Raw genomic sequence first — 17,594 nt, 5'->3', positions numbered from 1 at the left:
GGGTAAGGGAGTAATCGCGTCCTATAGCACCAAACCCGCGCTCCATCCACTCGCCCACGCCCACTGGAAATTATACCCGCCCAGCCAGCCCGTCACGTCAACCGCCTCACCCACGAAATACAGGCCCGGCGCGGCCTTCGCCTCCATCGTGCGCGACGACAGCCCGGCGGTATCGACCCCGCCCACCGTCACCTCGGCCTTGGCGAACCCCTCGGTCCCGTTCGGCGTGAAGTCCCAGCCGTTCAGCCGCCGCCCCGCCGCCTCCAGCTTCGCATTGGGCTGATCGGCCATGTTGCCCGGCATCGCCAGCGCGTCCGCCACCACCCCCGCCAGCCGATCGGGCAACAGATCCGCCAGCACGCGGCGCAGCTCGGTCCGCGGCCGCATCCGCTTCGCCTCCAGCAGCGCCGCCGTCGCATCGCGTTCGGGCAACAGGTCGATGGCCACGCTGTCGCCGTGCCGCCAGTAGGACGACACCTGCAGGATCGCCGGCCCGGACAGTCCCTTGTGCGTCAGCAGCGACGCCTCGCGAAACGCCGCCTTGCCGCATTTCGCCACCGTATCGAGCGCGACGCCCGCCAACCCGCGAAACGCCAGCGCATCGCCGCCGAGCGTCAGCGGCACCAGCGCCGGCCGCGGCTCCACCACCTTGCACCCGAACTGCCGCGCAAGGTCATAGGCATAGCCGGTCGCCCCGATCTGCGGGATCGCCGGGCCGCCCGTCGCCACCACCAGCGAGGGTGCGGAGAACCGCGTCCCGTTCGCCACCACCACATAGTCCCCGTCGCGCGTCACCGACTCGATCCGGTGCCCCAGCCGCAGATCGACCCCGCCCGCCCGCATCTCGTACGCCAGCATGTCGACGATCTGATGCGCCTTGCCGTCGCAGAACAGCTGCCCCAACGTCTTTTCGTGCCACGCGATCCCGTGCCGATCGACCAGCGCGATGAAGTCCGCGGCCGTGTATCGGCCCAAGGCGGACTTCGCGAAATGCGGGTTCTTCGACACGAACCGGTCGGGCACCGTGCCGATATTGGTGAAATTGCACCGCCCGCCGCCGGAAATCAGGATCTTCTTCCCCGGCGCATCGGCATGGTCGATCGCCACCACCCGCCGCCCGCGCTGCCCCGCGGTCAGCGCCGCCATCATGCCGGCCGCCCCCGCGCCCAGTACGATCGCGTCATATCGTTCGGTTGCCATGCGCTCCCTTGACGCTTGGTCGGGCCGATTGTCCACATCGTCACGTCATATTTGAACCGACAGGCCGCGCGATCCGTATTAGCATTCGTATCCGACCAACCGGGAGCCCGCGTGCCGCCGTCCACCGCCCATATCCACGCGATCGGCACCGCCGTCCCGTCCCATGACATCCATCGCGCCTTTGTCGACTGGGCGACGGCGCGGCTTGAGGGCCAGGGCAGCGACCGTCGCGCGGCCGCGCTGTTCCGCCGAATGGATCAGCGCGCTGGCATCGCGGCGCGTTGGTCCGTGCTGCCGCCCACCCCAACCGGCGGGTCGCCGGTCGCGGACGGCGGCTTCTACGCGGTCGATCCGCTGCCGCCGACGTCGGCACGGATGGCGATCTATGCGGAAACCGCCCCGCCGCTCGCCCTCGCCGCCGTGGGTGCGCTGGCCGACAAGACTTCGCTCGGCGCGATCACGCATCTCGTCGTGGCCAGCTGCACCGGCTTCATGGCGCCCGGCCTCGACCAGATCCTGGCCGACCGGCTCGGACTCGATCCCGCGGTTGAGCGCACGCTTGTCGGGTTCATGGGCTGCTATGCCGCGATCGTGGCGCTGCGCACTGCGCACCACATCGTCCGGTCCGAGCCCACGGCACGCGTGCTGGTCGTCACGGTCGAGCTTTCCACGCTCCACCTGCAACCCGCGGGCGAGCTCGAACCCTTGCTCGCCATGCTGCAGTTCGGCGACGGTGCCGCCGCCGCGCTCGTCACCGCGGACCCAGGCGGCTTCGCGATCGAACGACCGTTCGCCGCCACCCTGCCCGACACCGCGCACCTCATCCGCTGGGCGATCGGCGATACCGGCTTCGCGATGCACCTGTCGGGCGAGGTCCCCGGCCATATCGGCCGCGCGCTGACCGACCCCGTCTTCCGCGACCGGCTGTTCCCCGACGGGGTCGCCGCGATCGACGCCTGGGCGGTTCATGCCGGCGGCCGATCGATCCTCGACGCGGTGGAAGGCGCGCTCGGGCTGGACCGCCACGCGCTCGACGCCTCACGCTCCGTCCTGCGGCGCTACGGCAACATGTCGTCGGCCACGCTGATGTTCGTACTGGCCGACCTGCTTGACCGGCCCCACGCGCGCAATGGCCTCGCAGTCGCGTTCGGCCCTGGCCTCGCCGCCGACGGTTTCCGGTTCCACCGCGCATGAACCTTGCGGTCCGCAGCACGGCCGAGGAGGCGATGGACGCGCCCGACCTGCCGCAAGCGGACTATCGCGCGGTCCTGGCCGATCTCGCCAACGTCAACACTGTCACGATGGCGCGCCGCCCGACGCTCGATTTCCTTGCCCGCGCGGTCGGCACGCGCAAACGCTTCCGCCTGCTCGACGTCGGCTACGGCGAGGGCGACATGCTCCGCGCCATCGCACGCTGGGCGGCGAAGCGCGGGATCGTCGCGGACCTCGTCGGGATCGACCTCAACCCCAACAGTGCCGCCGCCGCGCACGCCGCGACACCCGCGGACATGACCATTGACTACCGCACCGGCGACTATGCGGACCTTGCCGGTGCCGGCTTCGACATCGTCGCCTCCAGCCTGGTCGCGCACCACATGACCGCGCCGCAACTCCGCGCCTTCCTGCGCTTCATGGAGGCCGAAGCCGCCGCCGGCTGGATCGTCAACGACCTCCACCGCCACCGCTTCGCCCACGCCGGCTACCCGCTGCTCGCAACCGTCATGCGCTGGCATCCGATCGTCCGCGCCGATGGCCGGCTTTCGATCGCGCGTGCTTTCCGCCCGGCGGAATGGCACGCGATCCTCGCCGACGCCGGCATCGGCCCCGCGGCACAGGTCGTGCGGCGCTTCCCGTTCCGGCTCTGCGTGGAACGGTTGCGATGACCCCGCTGATTGCCGGCGGCGGCCCCGCCGGTGCGGCCGCCGCCATCCTGCTCGCCCGCGGCGGTGCCTCCCCCCGGTTGCTCGAGCGCAGCACCGAGCCCCATGACGTCGTCTGCGGCGCCTTCCTCGGCTGGGACGCGCTCGCCAGCCTTCGCGTGCTGGGCATCGACCCCGCCGCACTTGGCGCGCACCCCATCACCCGCGTCCGCGTGATCGCCGGCGGCCGTATCGTCGAAACCGCGCTGCCACACCCCGCCGCCGGCCTGTCGCGCCGCATCCTTGACGAAGCATTGCTCGCTGCCGCCGCAACCGCCAGGACCCGCATCGACCGTGGCATCACGATCCGCGACGCGACCGGCACCACGCTCCGCCTCCGCGACGGTGACACCGCGACCGGCGACGCGCTGTTTCTCGCCACCGGCAAGCACGACCTGCGCGGCCTTGCCCGCCCGCGGCCCCTCGCCCCCTCGATCGGTTTCCGCACCGCGCTCCCGGTCTCGCCCAAGCTCACCGCAACGCTCACCGGCATGATCGAACTGCACGCCTTCGACGGCGGCTATGCCGGCATCCTGCTGCAGGAGGACGGCCGCGCCAATTTCTGCCTGTCCGCCAGTGCCGACCGCATCGGCCCCGGCGGCGTCGACGCGCTGCTGGCCGAGATCGCCCGCGACGCCCCGCTGCTCGCCGACCGCGCCGCCACCGCGCGGGACTGGGTCGCCATCGCCGGCGTCCCCTATGGCTGGCGCACCGGCAAAACCGAACCCAACCTTTTCCGGCTGGGCGACCAGGCCGCCGTCATCGCCTCGCTCGCGGGGGATGGCGTCGCGATCGCACTCGCCAGCGGCGCATCGGCGGCCCGCGCCTATCTCAGGACCGGACCCGCCGGCGCCCAAGCGTGGCAACGCGACTTCGCCGCCCGGTCGCGCCGCCCGCTGCTCGTCGCCTCCACGATCCGTCACATGGCGGAACATTCGCGCTGGCGCGGGCCGATGACCGGGCTACTCGCGGCCCTGCCCGGCATCGCCCGCATCGCTGCACGCGCCACCCGCATCGGCCATTGACGGAGCGCCATTGACGGACTGGCGCGCGCTACCCAAATTCCGGTCATGGAAAAAATCGAGAAAACCGACGCCGAGTGGCGCGCCACTTTGTCCCCGGAACAGTATCAGGTGCTGCGCCAGGCCGGCACCGAACGCGCCTTCACCGGCCCGCTGAACGACAACAAGGCGCCCGGCGAATATCATTGCGCCGCCTGCGGCACGCTTCTGTTCGACAGCGCGCAAAAATATGATTCCGGCAGCGGCTGGCCCAGCTTCACCGCGCCGGCCGAAGACGGTGCCGTCGACGAACATGTCGACCGTGCCCACGGCATGGTCCGGACCGAAGTCCGCTGTGCCGCGTGCGAAGGGCATCTCGGCCACGTATTCCCCGACGGCCCCGGCGAGACCGGCCTGCGCTACTGCATGAACTCGGCCGCGCTCGCGTTCGAGCCGCGCGAGGACTGATCGACCATCCCGGCGAAAGCCGGGATCACCCAAGAAACGAGCCAGCCCCCGTTACCCACCGTCCCGCCGGTCCCCGCTTGTCGCGCCATCGCAACCCGTCTAATCCGACGGACCATAGATGGCACGCTCCCCCAGCTCCCCCGCCGCCAATCCCGAACCCCGCCGCGGCAAGCGGTTCGGGACGATCGTCAAATGGCTGGTCGCGGCCGGCATAGCCGGGATGGTCGGCACGTTCATCGCGGTCCTGATCGCGGTCGCATCGCTGCCCGGCTATGACGAACTGAAACTCAGCCCCAACGGCCAGTCGATCCGCGTGCTGGCAGCGGACGGCACCCAGATCGTCAACATGGGCCCTGCCCCCGGCGAGTGGATCGCGATCGATGCTGTCCCGGCGGTCATGCAGGACGCGGTCATCGCGGTGGAGGATCGCCGCTTCTACCGCCATCCCGGCATCGATCCGATCGGCATGGCGCGCTCCGCCAAGACCGCCTGGGAACGGCGCGGCACCGGCCGCCGTCTTCAGGGCGCATCGACCATCACGCAGCAGATCACCCGCAACATCTTCCTCACCAACAGCCGGACGGCCGCCCGCAAGCTGCGCGAGATCATCCTGTCGATGGCGATGGAATGGAAATTCTCGAAGCGTCAGATCCTCGAACTCTACCTCAACCGTGTCTATTTCGGTGGCGGCGCCTACGGCATCGATGCCGCATCGCGTAAGTTCTACGGCCATTCCGGCACGCGGCTCAGCCTGGGCGAGGCCGCGATCCTCGCCGGCCTGTTCAAGGCGCCCTCCAACTACTCTCCCAGTGCCGACGCGCAGGCGTCGGTCGATCGCGCGCGCGTCGTACTGTCCGTCATGCGCGACGCCGGCAAGATCAGCTACACCGAACTGGCAAACACCGATCCCGCCGACGTGAAGCTGGCACCCGAGCCGAAACGCAACAGCGTACGCTACTTCACCGACTGGGCGCTGGGCCAGCTCGACACGCTGATCGACGAGACGACCGCGCCGATCGACGTCTACACCACGCTCGACCTCGGCATGCAACGCGACGCCGACAACGCGATCCGCGCCAACACGCCTGCCGGGCTGCAGGCGGCGCTCGTCTCGCTCGACCGCGACGGCGCCGTCCGCGCGATGGTCGGCGGCAAGGATTATGTCTCCTCCATCTACAACCGCGCGACGCAGGCCGAACGCCAGCCGGGGTCGGCATTCAAGCTGTTCGTCTATCTGGCGGCGCTCGAATCGGGGCTGACCCCGGCCAGCCCGGTGGTGGACGAACCGGTGACCATCGACGGGTGGAGCCCGCGCAACGCATCGCGCCGCTTCTCCGGCCGGATCGACCTGCGCACCGCCTTCGCCTTCTCGATCAATACGGTGGCCGCGCGCCTCGGGCAACAGGTCGGGTTCGATACCGTAGCCGACATGGCGCGCCGGTTCGGTGTCACCACGCCGATCAACACCCACCCTGCCATGGTGCTCGGCTCGTCCAACGTCCGGCTGATCGACATGACCCGCGCCTTCGCCTCGGTCGGTAGCGGCGGCGTCGCGGTCATGCCCTACGGCATCCTGCGCGTGGTGCAGCAGGGCACGCAGGAGGTGTTGTACGAACATCGCGCGGACGATGCCCGTGTCCTGGTGGCACCGCAGGTCGCGGCCCAGATGACCGACCTGCTCCAGACCGCGGTCAATACCGGTTCCGGTCGTGCCGCGCAGATCGGCCGCCCGGTCGCGGGCAAGACGGGCACGACCTCGTCCAACAAGGACGGCTGGTTCCTCGGCTTCTCCAGCGGGCTGACCACGGGCGTCTGGATGGGGCGAGACGATGCCAAGCCCGTCGGCGGGCTGCAGGGTGGGCGCGCGCCAGCCGCCGCCTTTGCCGCCTTCATGCGGCAGGCCGTCGCCAATCGGCCCGATCCCGGCTTCGACACCGACGTCACCCTGCCCGAATGGCAGCTGGAACCCGACGAGGAAGCGTATTTCGGCGAACCCGACCAGAATTTCGTCGATCAGGACGGCACGTCCACCGCGCCCGTCGACATCGCGCCGCCCGCACCCCGGTTGCCGGACGATGCGCCGCGCCCGCCCGCCGAACAGGCCCCGGACGAAGCCGCACCTGCGCTCGACCAGCAATGGCTGGACGGCGTCCTGACCCGCGGCGACCGGTCGGAACGCCGCCCCCGCCCCGAACGCGTCCCCCGCGACGAGGAACAGTAACCCGCCCCGTCAGGCGTTCTGCCGGCCATAGGCCTGGATGACGGCCCCGTTGCGCCGCAACCAGTCCCGTTCGACCCGCGGGTCGCGCCCGTATAGCCGCGCGACCGCTGCGTGGAAGGCCGGGCTGTGATCCATGTGGATACGATGGGCCACTTCGTGCGCCACGGTCGCCCGGCGCACCGCGGGCGGGGCCAGGATCAGCCGCCAGCTGTACCGGATGTCGCCGCCCGTCGAACAACTGCCCCACCGCGATCGCGCATCGCCGATCCCGACCGACCCGACCGTAACACCCGCCAGCGCGGCATATTCGCGCGTCTCGGCATCCAGCACGCGGCCAGCCTCCGCCGCCAGCCAGCGAAGCACGCGCCGCCCGACCAGTTCCACCGGCCCACCCAGCTGCAGCCCGTCCGCCGCCCGGCGCGGCGTGCGCGGCCCGTCGGCGGACCAGAGCACCGGCAATGCGCCGTCCTCATAGGGTATCGTCGCCCCGGGTCCGATTGCGGCCCCATCCGGTATCGCCGCCAGCTGGGCCTCGATCCAGTCCCGCTTGCTCTCGACCCAGGCCAGCGCCGGCTTCAGCGGCCCCCGCGCGGGCATGGTCAACCGAACCGAACGGTCGCGCGGGTCGATCCGCAACCGCATCACCTTGGCCTGCGTCATGCGCCGCACCACCAGCGGCAGGCCGCCGAACGACGGGACTGCGGGAACGGGGCGGGAGAAGAGGCTCACGCCCGCTGTCTAGAACGGATCACCGCCCGGGCGAACAGCTTCTTCGCGGTCGACCATGACCACGACCACCTCTCCGCCCTGGGGAAGGGGGCAGGGATGAGGGGGTAGCCGCTGCCTGATGCGATGCCTTCGATCACCACGATTCTCTCCGTCTACCGCTCCGGCGGGGTCTCGCGCCGTGCCTCGATCGCCTGCCGCTCCGCTTCCCATTCGCGGCGCAGCTGCTTGGCCCAGCCGCTCTGCCCACCCGATCCGTCCGGTGAACTGCTGCCCGCCCGCCCACCGCGCGCCGCTTCCTCGAGGTCCACATTGCGGGTGCCCCATGCCGTCGCGGCACCCGCCTTGCGGGGTTTCGGCTCCGCACGAATCACGCCGGGAATGCGGAACGGATCCTCGCGGCGCCGGCCACAGACCGTGATCGTATCGGGCTGTCCTCCGCGGCGGCAGGGTTCGGCTATCCCGGTCATCGTCCGCGCCCGCGCCATCGCCGCCGCCGACGTCATGGTCTGCCCCGCCGCGGCACCGCTACCGGCGGAAAACGACACCACCAGCATCACCCGGTGCAGCCGGGGTCCCGCCACGGGCTACAGGTCGCGGTCGACGATGTGGTTTTCCAGATCGCCGACATCGTCCTCCGACACCGTCCAGCCACGCACCGAAATGCCGGCCCGGTGCACCGCCTCCCGGTCGCCCGATATCAGGTGGTGCCAGTCGAAAAGCGGCGCGCCGTCGCGGATCAGCCGGTACGCACAGGTCGACGGCAGCCAGTCAAGCTGATCGAGTTTCGACGGGGTCAACCGCACGCATTCCGGCACGAAGGCATGTCGCCGCTTATAGTCGCTGCACTGCCCCGATCGCCGGTCGAGCAGCCGGCACGCGACGTTGGTCGGCAGCACCTCGCCCGTTTCCTCGTCCTCCAGCTTGTGGATGCAGCATTTGCCGCAGCCGTCGCACAGCGATTCCCATTGCGCCCGGCTCATTTTGGTCAGCGGGACGGTTTCCCAGAACGGGCGCGACGCGTCGGTCATGCCACCCAGCGATCGAGGTCGGAGGCCACCGCATCGGCCCCCTCGTCCGCACGCAGCAACGCGACGGGCTTGCCGTCCGGCGCGAACAGCACCGCCATCCGGCTGTGGTTCATCAGATAGGCGTCGGGCCGCGGGCCAGGCTGCTTTCCGTAACTGACGGCATAGCGTTTCGCGACCGTCGCAATCTGCGCGGCGGTACCGGTCAGCCCGACGAGCGGTGCGCCGAACGCGCTCACGAACTGCTTCACCACCGCCGGCGTGTCGCGGGCCGGATCGACCGACACGAAGATCGGCTGTACCCTCGCCGCTCGCGCAGCGTCCTTCTTCGCGAACATGCGATACCCGGCCATCATCTTCTGCACGTCCAGCGGGCAGACGTCCGGGCAATAGGTGTAGCCGAAATACATGATGCGGTACTTGTCCGCATAGCTGGCGTCGGTCACCGCACGGCCGTCCTGGTCGGTCAGCGCGAACGCCCCGCCGATCGCGGCACCGGCCAGCGGCGCTTCCGCCGTCGGCGCGGAACCGCATGCACCCAGCGTCAGCGAGAGTGCGATCAGCATCGCTGGGAATACGGACGTCTTGTTCATGGCGGGGCCAGCCATGCTGCGATATGAAGGCAGGATCAAGGATTTGGGCATCACATGGGGAATTGGGGATGCGGATGACGGGTAACAAGCGCACGATGGCCATGACGGCCGCGATGCTCTTCGCGCTGGCCGGGCTCGCGGCGCCCGCCACCGCGCAATTCACCGACAGTTTCAGCTTCCTCAAGGCGGTGCGCGACCGCGATGGACCCAAGGTCGCCGACGCGGTCGAGCGACCCGGATCACTGGTCCTGAACACCAAGGACACGTCTACGGGGGAGGCGGCGCTCCACATCCTCGTCAAGCGGCGCGACAGCGGATGGCTGGGCTACCTGCTCGCAAAAGGCGCCACCGTCGATATCCGCGATCGCGAAGGCAACACACCGCTGCTGCTGGCGTCGCAAATGGCCTATGTCGACGGTGCGCGTGCGCTGCTGGCAGAGGGCGCGGCGGTCAACGCGTTCAACACGCGTGGCGAGACGCCGATCATCCTCGCCGTCCAGGCGCGCGATCCGGTGCTGACCCGGCTGCTCATCACCAACGGCGCCGATCCGACCCGGCCCGATCGCATCGCCGGGAAGACGGCCCGCGACTATGCGGCGCAGGACAGCCGGGGCATCGCCTTGCTCAAGATCCTGGACGAGGCCAAGCCGGCAAAGGCCGTCCGTCCGGTCATGGGCCCCGTCGCCCACTGAGGTCTGACCATATCATGTAGAATGACCCTCCGGTCCGTTTGGTTCGCGGCTAGGTGATCCCGGTTGATGCTGTCGCGCCTCAGGCCGCGCGTGGCCCGCCGTCCCACGCTGCGCCTGCCGAAAAGGATATCGCATGATCGCCATCTTCGACGATCGCCAGCTCGGCCACCGGCCGGCGCACGAATTCTTCAACGGTGCGCTCACCGCCCATGCCGACACGCCGGCTCGCGCCGCCAACGTGCTGGCCGCGATCGGCGGTACGACTGCACCCGTCGATCATGGCATGGCCGCGCTGGTCGCGGTCCACGACCCCGCCTACCTCGCCTTCCTGGCACAGGCGCATGATCGCTGGCTGGCCGCGGGCCGCACGGGGGATGCGATCGGCTATGCCTGGCCCGTCGTCGGTCGCCGTCCGCTCGATCTCTCCCGAATCGATGCGTTGCTCGGCCGCTTCACCGCGGACGCCGTCACGCCGATCGACGCAGGCACCTGGGACGCCGCCTATTGGGGTGCGCAATCCGCGCTGACCGCACTCGACCACGTCCTGGCCGGGGCGGTTGCGGCGTTCGCGCTGTGCCGTCCGCCCGGCCATCATGCGGGGCGCGACTATGCCGGCGGCTACTGTTTTCTCAACAACGCGGCGATCGTCGCGCAGGCGGCGGTGGATGCTGGCCGACGCGTCGCGATCCTGGATGTCGACTATCATCACGGCAACGGGACGCAGGACATCTTCTACGATCGCGGCGACATGGCGTTTGTGTCAATCCATGCCGACCCCGGCACGGACTTTCCCTACTTCTGGGGCCATGCGGACGAAACCGGCGCGGGCGCGGGTGTCGGTGCGAACCATAATATCGTGCTGCCGCGCGGTACGGACTGGACCGACTATGCCCCCCGGCTGGACGATGCGCTGGCGACCGTCGCCGCGCATGCCGCGGACCTGCTGATCCTGTCGTTCGGGGCCGATACGTTCGAGGGAGATCCGATCGCCGGCTTCACGCTGACGACCGCGGATTTCGCCACCATGGGCCGCCGGATCGCCGCCACGGCGCCGTCGACCGTCATCGTCATGGAGGGCGGTTACGCGGTCGATGCCTTGGGTGCCAACGTCGCGGCCCTGCTCGCCGGCTTTGAAGATGCCCGGCAGACGGTCGATGGATAGGTCGCGTCCCGATCGCGGCTCAGAACCGGAATGTCGCGCAGATCAGTCCGCCGATCTGCACCACTGCGATCAGCCGCAACCGATCGGAGAAGGGCTGCTTGCGTGTCTTGTGCCGGAACAGGTGGCGAGCAAGGAAGGCTCCGGGCGTGCCGCCGATCAGCGCCAGCCAGAGCAGGGTGGTCTCGGGCACGCGCCGCAACCCGGCGCGTGCCCGCTCCTTGTCCTGCCGGAACCGCAGCATGGTCACGCCGTTCAGCGCGACCAGCCACAGAATGATCGCGCCCGTCAGCGACAACGCCCCCGGCCGATCGATCAGAGTTTGGCGGTCAGTTCCGGCACCAGCGTGAACAGGTCGCCGACCAGGCCGATATCGGCAACCTGGAAGATCGGCGCATCCTCGTCCTTGTTGATCGCGACGATGACCTTGGAGTCCTTCATGCCGGCCAGATGCTGGATCGCGCCGGAGATACCGACGGCGACATAGACTTCCGGGGCCACGATCTTGCCGGTCTGGCCGACCTGATAGTCGTTGGGGGCATAGCCCGCATCGACCGCGGCCCGCGACGCACCGACCCCCGCACCCAGCTTGTCGGCCAGCGGGTCGATCAGTTCGTGGAACTTCTCTTCCGAACCCAGCGCCCGCCCGCCCGACACGATGATCTTCGCGGACGTCAGTTCCGGCCGGTCGGACGATGCGATCTCGGCCCCGACAAAGGTCGACAAGCCCTTGTCGCCACCGGTCGCCACTGCCTCGACAGTACCGGTACCGCCGCTGACCGCCGCCTTGGCAAAGGCGGTGCCGCGCACGGTGATGACCAGCTTGGCATCCGACGACTTCACCGTCGCGATCGCGTTGCCCGCATAGATCGGCCGCGTGAACGTGCCGTCGCCCTCGACCGACAGGATGTCGCTGATCTGCGTCACATCCATCAGCGCGGCGACGCGTGGCGCGATATTCTTGCCGTTGGTCGTGGCGGGCAGCACGAACGCATCATGATGGCCCATCAGGTCCACCACCAGCGGCGCGACATTTTCGGCCAGCGCGTGGGCGTAGGCCGCATCGTCGGCGACGTGCACCTTGCCCACGCCGGCGATCTGCGCGGCGGCCTGCGCCACCGCGTCGACACCCTGACCGGCGACCAGCAGGTGGACCTCGCCGATCTGGCTTGCGGCAGTCACCGCGGACAGCGTGGCATCCTTTACCGCGCCGCCATCATGTTCGACCCAGACGAGCGTCTTCATGCCGCCACTCCCATGTCCTTGAGCTTCGCCACGAGCGTATCGACGTCGGGCACCTTGATGCCGGCCACGCGCTTGGCCGGTTCGACGACCTTGCTGGTCGTCAGCCGCGGCGTCGTGTCCACGCCGTAGTCGGCGGGGGCCCTCGTCGCCATCGGCTTCGACTTGGCCTTCATGATGTTGGGCAGCGATGCATAGCGCGGCTCGTTCAGGCGCAGGTCGGTCGTCACGATCGCCGGCGTCTTCAGCGTCACCGTCTCGGCCCCGCCGTCCACCTCGCGCGTCACGGTAACTGTATCGCCTGCGACTTCGACCTTGGACGCGAACGTGCCCTGACCCCAGCCCAGCAGCGCCGCCAGCATCTGCCCGGTCTGGTTGCTGTCGTCGTCGATCGCCTGCTTGCCCAGGATAACCAGGCCCGGCTGCTCCTCGTCCGCGATCGCCTTCAGGATCTTGGCGACCGCCAGCGGCTCCACAGCATCCTCGGTCAGCACCAGGATCGCGCGGTCCGCACCCATGGCAAGCGCGGTGCGCAGCGTTTCCTGACACTTCTGCACGCCGATCGAGACCGCCACGATCTCGGTGGCCACGCCCTTTTCGCGCAGCCGGATCGCTTCTTCGACCGCGATCTCGTCGAACGGGTTCATGCTCATCTTGACGTTGGCCAGGTCGACACCCGTCCCGTCCGCCTTCACCCGCGGCTTCACATTGTAATCGATCACCCGCTTCACGGGCACCAGGATCTTCATGGCGCTATCCTCCGGCATGACGCTGTGGCGGCGACTCAAACGCCCCGCGCGATTGATCGGCCCATAGCAGGCGCTTTACGTAAACGTAAAGGGGGCGGACGAGGTCAAAACGCCCTACGCGTTACAGTTCTTGTAATTGCGCCCCGGCGCGGGCCGGGGCCTAGGGGAAACGACTTCACCCAGGCCCGGCCTTCGCCGGGGCGCTCATGAGGTCCGGGGGAGATGGTTCCCCCGACGCATCAGGCCGCCTGCTTGACCTGCGCCACGATCTTCTTGGCTGCATCGCCCAGATCGTCGGCGCTGACGATCGGCAGGCCGCTGTTGGCCAGGATGTCCTTGCCCTGCTGAACATTGGTGCCCTCGAGCCGCACGACCAGCGGCACCGACAGGTTCACTTCCTTCGCCGCCGCGACGATGCCGTCGGCGATGATGTCGCAGCGCATGATGCCGCCGAAGATGTTGACCAGGATGCCCTCGACCGCCGGATCGGACAGGATCAGCTTGAACGCCGCCGTCACCTTCTCCTTCGACGCGCCGCCGCCGACGTCCAGGAAGTTCGCCGGGAACGCACCGTTCAGCTTGATGATGTCCATCGTCGCCATGGCCAGGCCCGCGCCGTTCACCATGCAACCGATGTTACCGTCGAGCTTGATGTAGGCCAGGTCGTACTTGGACGCCTCGATCTCGGCCGGATCTTCCTCGGACTCGTCGCGCAGCGCGAAGATGTCCTTGTGGCGGTACAATGCGTTGCCGTCGAACGACACCTTGGCGTCGAGCACGAGCAGCTGGCCATCGGTCGTCTCGACCAGCGGGTTCACTTCCAGCATTTCCATGTCGGACGCGATGAACGCCTCGTACAGCTGGCCCGAAACCTTGATCGCCTGCTTGTAGAGATCGCCCTTCAGGCCCAGCGCGAACGCCACGGCGCGGCCGTGATGCGGCTGGAAACCTTCGACCGGATCGATGATGATGCTGTGGATCAGTTCGGGCGTGTCATGCGCGACTGCCTCGATGTCCATGCCGCCTTCGGTCGACACCACGACGGCGATCCGGCCGGTCGCGCGATCGACCAGCATCGACAGATAATATTCCTTCGCGATGTCCGCGCCGTCCGTGATGTACAGCCGGTTGACCTGCTTGCCCGCATCGCCCGTCTGGATCGTGACCAGCGTGTTGCCCAGCATGTCGGTCGCGTTCTGACGCACGTCGTCCAGCGTCTTGGACAGCCGCACGCCGCCCTTCGCATCAGGGCCGAGTTCCTTGAACTTGCCCTTCCCGCGCCCGCCGGCGTGGATCTGCGACTTCACGACATAGAGCGGCCCGGGCAGGCGCTCGGCTGCTGCGACGGCTTCTTCGACGGTCATCGCGGCATAGCCGGCGGGGATCGCGACACCGAACTTGGCGAGCAGTTCCTTGGCCTGATATTCGTGGATGTTCATGGGATCGCGTCCTCTGGGTCCAGCGGAAAGTTGGCTGGGCTAAAGCATAACGGGGCGGGGATTGCCACCCCGACCCATCGGAATCGCTGCACTGCGGCACCATAGCGGGCTCGGCCGCCCGCGCCATGACCCTAGCGAGCCGCCGCGCGAGCCGGTAGGGCGAGTGCAAAGCCCGGTCAGGGCGTTCAGCGTGAGGATGATCCATGGAAATGATCGGCATAATCGGCGCGGGCCAGATGGGGGCCGGCATCGCGCAGGTGTCCGCACAGGCGGGCTACCGCGTCCTGCTGTCGGATATTTCGATCGCGGCCGCCACCAAGGGCCGCGACGGCATCGCCCGCGCGCTCGACCGGCTGGTCGCCAAGGAAAAATTGTCGTTCGAAGACGCGCAGGCCGCGGTCGCGCTGATCGAACCGGTGGGCGACGTCGCGGCGATGGCCGATGCCGCGCTGGTGATCGAGGCCGCGACCGAACGCGAGGACATCAAGCGCAGGATCTTCGCCGATGTCGGGGCGGTACTCGGTGACGACGCCATCCTCGCCACCAACACCTCGTCCATCCCGATCACGCGGCTGGCGCAGGCGGCGCCCGATCCTGCCCGGTTCATGGGCGTCCATTTCTTCAACCCGGTGCCGGTCATGCGCCCGATCGAACTGATTCGCGGCCTCGCCACCGCGGACGCCACCGTGGCGCGGGTCGAGGCCTATGCGCAGGCGCTCGGCAAGACCGTCGTCCATGCGAACGACGCGCCGGGCTTCATCGTCAACCGCGTGCTGCTGCCGTTCATCAACGAGGCCTGCTTCGCGCTGGGCGAGGGCGTCGCCACGATCGCCGATATCGACGCGGCGGTCAGTCTGGGGCTCAACCACCCGATGGGGCCGCTGACGCTCGCCGACTTCATCGGGCTCGATACCTGCCTGAACATCTGCCGCGTCCTGCACGACGGCACCGGGGACCCCAAATTCCGCCCGGCCCCCCTGCTGGTCAAATATGTCGAGGCCGGCTGGCTCGGCCGCAAGACCGGCCGCGGTTTCTACGACTATTCAGCCGAAACCCCCGTTCCAACGCGCTAACAAAGAAGCCCTCTCCCCCACCCACGGGAAGGGGGCCGGAAGAGGGGGTGCGACTGCGGCGACCGCTTGCACGAACAGAAGGGCCGGGTTCGCCAAACGCCTACCCGTCCACTCGCCAATCATACTCCAGCGGCCCCTCGCGGAACGCGAACCGGTCGAGAAGTTCGGCGACCACGCCCTGCACGCGCGCGACCTCTTCCGCATCGGCCACGCTCAACCGCAGCACCAGCGTGTCCGGTTCGGCGGTCAAGGTCAGCGGTCCCGCCGGCAGTGCGACCTCTCCTGCGTCCGGCGTATGTTCCACGACGAACCGGTGGCTCCAATGCCTGCACAGCTGCTGCAGGTAACGGCTCGCATGCGGCGTCGCGACGCGCGCGGTGGTGACGACAGGCATGACGGGCTTCCTCCACCGGTCCGGTCCAGCAGACGCTGGACCGGACCGGCAGCCGGATCAAGCCGGCGTGCGTGCCACGGTGGCGTTCAGCCGGTGACCAGCGTTCGCCGCAGAAAGGACCGGGCACGTCGCGACATACCGGCTATCAGCGCCATGACGACAACACCGACCAGCGGCACGATCCAGATGAACGCCAGTATTAGAAGTACAATACGCATTTGAGCACCTCCTAACGCCTAGTTAGGCAATGCTCGTTACATAACGGCGTCCTTGCTGTTGCCCACCTGCGGATTCGTACAACTGTTCGACGACATCCCGTTTCGGGTCAGTCTGTACCAAAATGCTACTGTTTCAGGGAACCAGCAGCAACCCGGCGAACGCTGCGCTCATCAGGTTGGCCAGCGATCCGGCCACCAGCGCGCGCAACCCCAGCTTGGCGATCATCGTACGCTGGTTGGGGGCCAGACTGCCCGTCACCGCCATCTGGATCGCGATCGAGCTGAAATTGGCGAATCCGCAGAGCGCGAAGGTGACGATCGCCACGGTCCGCTCGGACAGCGCCGCCTGCTGTTCGCCCAACGCGATATAGGCGACGAACTCGTTCAGCACGATCTTCTGCCCGAACAGCCCGCCGGCGATCCCCGCCTCGCCCCATGGCACGCCCAGCAGGTACATGACCGGCGCGAAGACATAGCCGAGCAGCCGCTGGAACGTCAGCGCCTCCACCCCGAACCACATGCCGACCCCGGTCAGCAACCCGTTGGCCAGCGCCACCAGCGCCACGAACGCCAGCACCATCGCGCCTACCGCCACCGCCAGCCGCACGCCGGTCTGCGCGCCCTGGCTGGCGGCCATGATGATGTTGGCGGGGCGCTCCTCGTCATGCGTCGCCTCCGCCATCGCGATCTGATGCTCCTCGCGCTGCGGGTCGTTGGCGTCGCCGAGCGGCAGTTCCCCCGCGGGCGGCGCGATGTCGTCCGGCATCATGATCTTGGCCATCAGGATGCCGCCCGGTGCCGCCATGAAACTCGCCGCCAGCAGATAGTCGATCCGCACCCCCATCGACGCATAGGCCGCCAGGATCGTGCCTGCGACACCCGCCATCCCGCTCACCATCACGGTGAACAGCTGCGGCGGCGTCAGCCCGGCCAGATAGGGGCGGATCACCAGCGGCGATTCGGACTGCCCGACGAAGATATTGGCGGCGGCGCACAGCGATTCCACCTTCGACACGCCGATCACCCGCTCGATCGCGCCGCCGATCCAGCGGACCACGAACTGCATGACGCCAAGGTAATAGAGGATCGACACCAGGCTGGCGAAGAAGATGATGACCGGCAGCGCGGAAATGGCGAAGCTCCGCCCGCCGATCGCCGGGTTGGCGAGCGTCCCGAACAGGAATTCCGTACCGCGCTGCGAATAGCCGAGCAGATTGGCCACCGCGCCCGACATCTGGCCAAGCACCACCTTGCCGACGCTCGAATACAGCACCAGCACCGCGATGCCGGCCTGCAGCGCGAAGGCCGCCCCCACCACCCGCAACCGGATCGCCCGGCGGTTGGAGGATAGCAGTACGGCGATCGCGAGGATAACCGCGATACCGGCAAGGCCGATCAGATATTTGAGCATGTCGGTCGGGGGCTTTCTCGGGCGGCCACGGGATCGGTCGCGGCGGACGATACACGTCGCG

General features: G+C 68.5%; 20 protein-coding genes. 8 read left to right on the top strand and 12 right to left on the bottom strand.

What is annotated here, in order from left to right:
- Positions 1–21: 21 nt before the first annotated feature.
- Complete coding sequence (locus BKY59_RS04275; RefSeq protein ID WP_076068849.1) at positions 22–1,200, bottom strand: BaiN/RdsA family NAD(P)/FAD-dependent oxidoreductase; 1,179 nt, start codon at positions 1,198–1,200, stop codon at positions 22–24.
- A 111-nt stretch (positions 1,201–1,311) separates the two neighbouring features.
- On the opposite strand from BKY59_RS04275, the gene BKY59_RS04270 reads away from it, so the two are divergent.
- From BKY59_RS04270 to BKY59_RS04250, 5 genes are all read left to right on the top strand, one after another.
- Positions 1,312–2,394 carry a type III polyketide synthase gene (locus BKY59_RS04270; protein WP_076068848.1) on the top strand — a complete coding sequence of 361 codons (1,083 nt, stop codon included), beginning with the start codon at positions 1,312–1,314 and terminating at the stop codon, positions 2,392–2,394.
- A complete protein-coding gene (locus BKY59_RS04265; RefSeq protein ID WP_076068847.1) occupies positions 2,391–3,083 on the top strand; it encodes a methyltransferase domain-containing protein in 693 nt (230 codons plus the stop codon). The genes BKY59_RS04270 and BKY59_RS04265 overlap by 4 nt, the downstream gene beginning before the upstream one ends.
- Positions 3,080–4,144: an FAD-dependent monooxygenase gene (locus BKY59_RS04260; RefSeq protein ID WP_129586189.1), complete on the top strand. Its 1,065-nt coding sequence runs from the start codon at positions 3,080–3,082 to the stop codon at positions 4,142–4,144. The genes BKY59_RS04265 and BKY59_RS04260 overlap by 4 nt, the downstream gene beginning before the upstream one ends.
- Before the next feature lie 45 nt (positions 4,145–4,189).
- On the top strand, positions 4,190–4,588 hold the full coding sequence (msrB, locus tag BKY59_RS04255; protein ID WP_076068846.1) for a peptide-methionine (R)-S-oxide reductase MsrB: 399 nt from the start codon (positions 4,190–4,192) through the stop codon (positions 4,586–4,588).
- Positions 4,589–4,706: 118 nt separating this feature from the next.
- On the top strand, positions 4,707–6,809 hold the full coding sequence (locus BKY59_RS04250; RefSeq protein ID WP_076068845.1) for a transglycosylase domain-containing protein: 2,103 nt from the start codon (positions 4,707–4,709) through the stop codon (positions 6,807–6,809).
- Positions 6,810–6,818: 9 nt separating this feature from the next.
- Here BKY59_RS04250 and BKY59_RS04245 read toward each other — a convergent pair whose 3' ends face one another.
- The 4 genes from BKY59_RS04245 to BKY59_RS04230 all read right to left on the bottom strand — a co-directional run bounded on the left by BKY59_RS04245 (position 6,819) and on the right by BKY59_RS04230 (position 9,171).
- A complete protein-coding gene (locus BKY59_RS04245) occupies positions 6,819–7,538 on the bottom strand; it encodes a YgjP-like metallopeptidase domain-containing protein (RefSeq protein WP_076068844.1) in 720 nt (239 codons plus the stop codon).
- A gap of 152 nt (positions 7,539–7,690) precedes the next feature.
- Positions 7,691–8,119, bottom strand: a complete 429-nt coding sequence (locus BKY59_RS04240; protein WP_076068843.1) for a hypothetical protein — start codon at positions 8,117–8,119, stop codon at positions 7,691–7,693.
- A gap of 3 nt (positions 8,120–8,122) precedes the next feature.
- Positions 8,123–8,566 carry a YcgN family cysteine cluster protein gene (locus tag BKY59_RS04235; RefSeq protein ID WP_076068842.1) on the bottom strand — a complete coding sequence of 148 codons (444 nt, stop codon included), beginning with the start codon at positions 8,564–8,566 and terminating at the stop codon, positions 8,123–8,125.
- Complete coding sequence (locus tag BKY59_RS04230; protein WP_076068994.1) at positions 8,563–9,171, bottom strand: SCO family protein; 609 nt, start codon at positions 9,169–9,171, stop codon at positions 8,563–8,565. Before BKY59_RS04230 ends, BKY59_RS04235 begins: the two co-directional genes overlap by 4 nt.
- 53 nt (positions 9,172–9,224) lie before the next feature.
- Here BKY59_RS04230 and BKY59_RS04225 point away from each other — a divergent pair, with 53 nt between their 5' ends.
- Both BKY59_RS04225 and BKY59_RS04220 read left to right on the top strand, forming a co-directional pair.
- On the top strand, positions 9,225–9,848 hold the full coding sequence (locus BKY59_RS04225; RefSeq protein WP_076068841.1) for an ankyrin repeat domain-containing protein: 624 nt from the start codon (positions 9,225–9,227) through the stop codon (positions 9,846–9,848).
- A 133-nt stretch (positions 9,849–9,981) separates the two neighbouring features.
- Positions 9,982–11,010 (top strand): histone deacetylase family protein, encoded by a 1,029-nt coding sequence (locus BKY59_RS04220; protein ID WP_076068840.1) that lies wholly within the window; start codon positions 9,982–9,984, stop codon positions 11,008–11,010.
- A gap of 19 nt (positions 11,011–11,029) precedes the next feature.
- Here BKY59_RS04220 and BKY59_RS04215 read toward each other — a convergent pair whose 3' ends face one another.
- The 4 genes from BKY59_RS04215 to sucC all read right to left on the bottom strand — a co-directional run bounded on the left by BKY59_RS04215 (position 11,030) and on the right by sucC (position 14,437).
- On the bottom strand, positions 11,030–11,251 hold the full coding sequence (locus tag BKY59_RS04215; protein WP_076068993.1) for a DUF1294 domain-containing protein: 222 nt from the start codon (positions 11,249–11,251) through the stop codon (positions 11,030–11,032).
- A 71-nt stretch (positions 11,252–11,322) separates the two neighbouring features.
- A complete protein-coding gene (locus BKY59_RS04210) occupies positions 11,323–12,252 on the bottom strand; it encodes an electron transfer flavoprotein subunit alpha/FixB family protein (protein WP_076068839.1) in 930 nt (309 codons plus the stop codon).
- Entirely contained in the window at positions 12,249–12,998 is a 750-nt protein-coding gene (locus tag BKY59_RS04205; RefSeq protein WP_076068838.1) for an electron transfer flavoprotein subunit beta/FixA family protein, read from the bottom strand. The genes BKY59_RS04210 and BKY59_RS04205 overlap by 4 nt, the downstream gene beginning before the upstream one ends.
- A gap of 239 nt (positions 12,999–13,237) precedes the next feature.
- The gene (gene sucC, locus BKY59_RS04200) at positions 13,238–14,437 is read right to left on the bottom strand and encodes an ADP-forming succinate--CoA ligase subunit beta (RefSeq protein WP_076068837.1); all 1,200 of its coding nucleotides are present in this window, start codon (positions 14,435–14,437) and stop codon (positions 13,238–13,240) included.
- A gap of 203 nt (positions 14,438–14,640) precedes the next feature.
- On the opposite strand from sucC, the gene BKY59_RS04195 reads away from it, so the two are divergent.
- Positions 14,641–15,510 (top strand): 3-hydroxybutyryl-CoA dehydrogenase, encoded by an 870-nt coding sequence (locus BKY59_RS04195; protein WP_076068836.1) that lies wholly within the window; start codon positions 14,641–14,643, stop codon positions 15,508–15,510.
- Between the two features lie 100 nt (positions 15,511–15,610).
- On the opposite strand, the gene BKY59_RS04190 is transcribed toward BKY59_RS04195, so the two are convergent.
- The 3 genes from BKY59_RS04190 to BKY59_RS04185 all read right to left on the bottom strand — a co-directional run bounded on the left by BKY59_RS04190 (position 15,611) and on the right by BKY59_RS04185 (position 17,533).
- The gene (locus BKY59_RS04190; RefSeq protein WP_076068835.1) at positions 15,611–15,904 is read right to left on the bottom strand and encodes a DUF2218 domain-containing protein; all 294 of its coding nucleotides are present in this window, start codon (positions 15,902–15,904) and stop codon (positions 15,611–15,613) included.
- A gap of 86 nt (positions 15,905–15,990) precedes the next feature.
- Positions 15,991–16,122 (bottom strand): hypothetical protein, encoded by a 132-nt coding sequence (locus BKY59_RS18200; RefSeq protein WP_276205479.1) that lies wholly within the window; start codon positions 16,120–16,122, stop codon positions 15,991–15,993.
- Positions 16,123–16,255: 133 nt separating this feature from the next.
- A complete protein-coding gene (locus BKY59_RS04185; RefSeq protein WP_076068834.1) occupies positions 16,256–17,533 on the bottom strand; it encodes a NupC/NupG family nucleoside CNT transporter in 1,278 nt (425 codons plus the stop codon).
- Positions 17,534–17,594 lie beyond the last annotated feature (61 nt).

It is taken from the genome of Sphingomonas montana, from assembly GCF_001956315.1.
In the GTDB taxonomy this organism is placed as follows: Bacteria; Pseudomonadota; Alphaproteobacteria; order Sphingomonadales; family Sphingomonadaceae; genus Sphingomonas_R; species Sphingomonas_R montana.
Note: the sequence above shows the minus strand (reverse complement) of the source record. Positions and strands in the feature narration are given on the sequence as shown.

What these genes read in the sequence shown, in the direction of transcription:
- BKY59_RS04210 (WP_076068839.1), bottom strand. Translation starts at nt 12,252, where the DNA reads ATGAAGACGCTCGTCTGGGTCGAACATGATGGCGGCGCGGTAAAGGAT.
- BKY59_RS04205 (WP_076068838.1), bottom strand. Translation starts at nt 12,998, where the DNA reads ATGAAGATCCTGGTGCCCGTGAAGCGGGTGATCGATTACAATGTGAAG.
- BKY59_RS04190 (WP_076068835.1), bottom strand. Translation starts at nt 15,904, where the DNA reads ATGCCTGTCGTCACCACCGCGCGCGTCGCGACGCCGCATGCGAGCCGT.
- BKY59_RS04185 (WP_076068834.1), bottom strand. Translation starts at nt 17,533, where the DNA reads ATGCTCAAATATCTGATCGGCCTTGCCGGTATCGCGGTTATCCTCGCG.
- BKY59_RS04250 (WP_076068845.1), top strand. Translation starts at nt 4,707, where the DNA reads ATGGCACGCTCCCCCAGCTCCCCCGCCGCCAATCCCGAACCCCGCCGC.
- BKY59_RS04215 (WP_076068993.1), bottom strand. Translation starts at nt 11,251, where the DNA reads ATGCTGCGGTTCCGGCAGGACAAGGAGCGGGCACGCGCCGGGTTGCGG.
- msrB (WP_076068846.1), top strand. Translation starts at nt 4,190, where the DNA reads ATGGAAAAAATCGAGAAAACCGACGCCGAGTGGCGCGCCACTTTGTCC.
- BKY59_RS04220 (WP_076068840.1), top strand. Translation starts at nt 9,982, where the DNA reads ATGATCGCCATCTTCGACGATCGCCAGCTCGGCCACCGGCCGGCGCAC.
- BKY59_RS04260 (WP_129586189.1), top strand. Translation starts at nt 3,080, where the DNA reads ATGACCCCGCTGATTGCCGGCGGCGGCCCCGCCGGTGCGGCCGCCGCC.
- BKY59_RS18200 (WP_276205479.1), bottom strand. Translation starts at nt 16,122, where the DNA reads ATGCGTATTGTACTTCTAATACTGGCGTTCATCTGGATCGTGCCGCTG.
- BKY59_RS04265 (WP_076068847.1), top strand. Translation starts at nt 2,391, where the DNA reads ATGAACCTTGCGGTCCGCAGCACGGCCGAGGAGGCGATGGACGCGCCC.
- sucC (WP_076068837.1), bottom strand. Translation starts at nt 14,437, where the DNA reads ATGAACATCCACGAATATCAGGCCAAGGAACTGCTCGCCAAGTTCGGT.
- BKY59_RS04275 (WP_076068849.1), bottom strand. Translation starts at nt 1,200, where the DNA reads ATGGCAACCGAACGATATGACGCGATCGTACTGGGCGCGGGGGCGGCC.
- BKY59_RS04195 (WP_076068836.1), top strand. Translation starts at nt 14,641, where the DNA reads ATGGAAATGATCGGCATAATCGGCGCGGGCCAGATGGGGGCCGGCATC.
- BKY59_RS04235 (WP_076068842.1), bottom strand. Translation starts at nt 8,566, where the DNA reads ATGACCGACGCGTCGCGCCCGTTCTGGGAAACCGTCCCGCTGACCAAA.
- BKY59_RS04225 (WP_076068841.1), top strand. Translation starts at nt 9,225, where the DNA reads ATGCGGATGACGGGTAACAAGCGCACGATGGCCATGACGGCCGCGATG.
- BKY59_RS04230 (WP_076068994.1), bottom strand. Translation starts at nt 9,171, where the DNA reads ATGGCTGGCCCCGCCATGAACAAGACGTCCGTATTCCCAGCGATGCTG.